The sequence below is a fragment of the Candidatus Erwinia dacicola genome, from assembly GCF_001756855.1.
GTDB classification, from domain to species: domain Bacteria; phylum Pseudomonadota; class Gammaproteobacteria; order Enterobacterales; family Enterobacteriaceae; genus Erwinia; species Erwinia dacicola.
In genome coordinates, this window is sequence record NZ_MAYS01000332.1 from 1 (window position 1) to 1,742 (window position 1,742).

At 50.6% G+C, this 1,742-nt stretch carries 1 protein-coding gene and 1 pseudogene; one reads left to right on the plus strand and one right to left on the minus strand.

Annotation, left to right across the window (positions count from 1 at the left end):
• Positions 1–183: 183 nt before the first annotated feature.
• On the minus strand, positions 184–987 hold the full coding sequence (locus tag BBW68_RS09600; protein WP_070135189.1) for an endonuclease/exonuclease/phosphatase family protein: 804 nt from the start codon (positions 985–987) through the stop codon (positions 184–186).
• A 211-nt stretch (positions 988–1,198) separates the two neighbouring features.
• Between BBW68_RS09600 and BBW68_RS09605 the strand changes: the two are divergent.
• A pseudogene (locus BBW68_RS09605) lies at positions 1,199–1,742 on the plus strand (transposase); the annotation flags it as partial.

Sequence of the window (1,742 nt, forward strand, 5' to 3'; positions counted from 1 at the left end):
AGATCTTTGCAATAGTGCCCTTATTTTCGTGACTAGTCTTAAACATAATTCTAAGCCTACCTCTTATTTTAAGAGGGGCAAAGCGTCTGGAGATTCAGGGGGCCAGTCTAGCATTAGCCTGCTCGCCGAACTGTTTATCAACGTTGTCATGGTGTTTTGTTGCCATTACGAGAAGCTTCCTTGTTATGCCAGCGATGGCGGATGGGCGTTAAATTCTACCAGCAGCGGGTTGTGATCTGAGGCGCGGGTGATCAGTACAGAAGCTTCTGCCACCCCTATTCCACGATAAAAAACGAAATCCAGCGGACGCCCAAAGGCTTTACGCCGGTGATCGTCCGTGAAACGTACCTCACGAAGCCCCATTTCGCGTGAAAAACGATACAGGGCATTAATCCGTTGAGGGCTCCATGCATTAAAATCGCCGGCCATGATCACTGGACCCTGATGGTGAAAGATCTGCTCACCGATCGGCCCTAGCTGTTTGCTGTAAACATCGATACCGAGGCTGAAGTTCACCGCGTGGATATTAACCACCATCAGCATTTGTCCACTGAGCAAGGGGTATGCGGTGACCAGCGCTGACTTGGAAAGGCGCAGCAGGGGTTCACGCTCGCGCAGCGGGCAGCAATAGACCGGATGAGCTGAAGCCAGCGTCATGACGCCAGAAGGGTGCTGAGGCAGAACAAAAGCGGGAACCTGGTCGGCCGCTAGGTAATTGGTGGTAGCGAAACGCACCAGCTCAGGCGTCGTTTGTGCCTCCTGCAGTAGAACTAGGTGCGCATCTTTGCCGAAATTTTGTAATACCGAGAGCCACTCTGCGCGCTGCTGCTTAAAAATATTCCACACCAGTACCTTCAGGGTGGATTCGGTCGTCAACGGCGCACCGGACGGTAATGCCTGACCGACATGCAGCATTGCCCCTGGCGGAAATATTTGTTCCGCTGGCTGCCCTGCTACGTATCTCATGGCATATGTTTTTTTCCGCACGTTACCGCCTGTACTTATTACTGCTGAATGAGCTTACCGTCTATCAGTTATAGGGACTTTACTGCGTACTTTCAATCGGAGGAGGGTAATTCAGACGGGATTGTAGGTAAGGAAATGCAAATAAGAATTGAAATACAAAGAGCCTGTACACGAGATTGTGTAGTAGCCTGATTTTGATATGTTCAATTCAACATCAAAAACAGGTTAAATTATGGACGTAAAACAGTTACAGGCTTTGGCTAATAAACTGGCCAAAAATCTCAAAACCCCAGAGGATCTCAATCAGTTCGATCGGCTGCTGAAAAAGTCAGTGTGGAAGCCACCCTCAATGCCGAAATGATTTACCATCTCGGGTACGATAAAAACCAGCCTAGGACCAGTAGCAATGCCCGTAATGGTTACTCGACAAAGACGGTAGCCAGCAGTGGTGGCCCACTGGAACTGCGGACCCCACGCGATCGTGACGGTACCTTCGAACCGCAAACGGTGAAGAAAAATCAGACCCGTATTACCGGGATGGACAACCAGATCCTGTCGCTGTATGTCAAAGGCATGACCCCCCGGGAAATCGTCGCCGCGTTCAAGGAACTGTACGATGCGGATGTCTCTCCGGCGCTGGTCTCGAAGGTGACGGATGCGGTGATGGAGCAGGTCGTGGAGTGGCAGAATCGCCCTCTAGACACCATCTACCCTATTGTTTATCTGGACTGTATTGTCCTGAAGGTACGTCAGGATAGCGGCACTGTTGCAAAGAT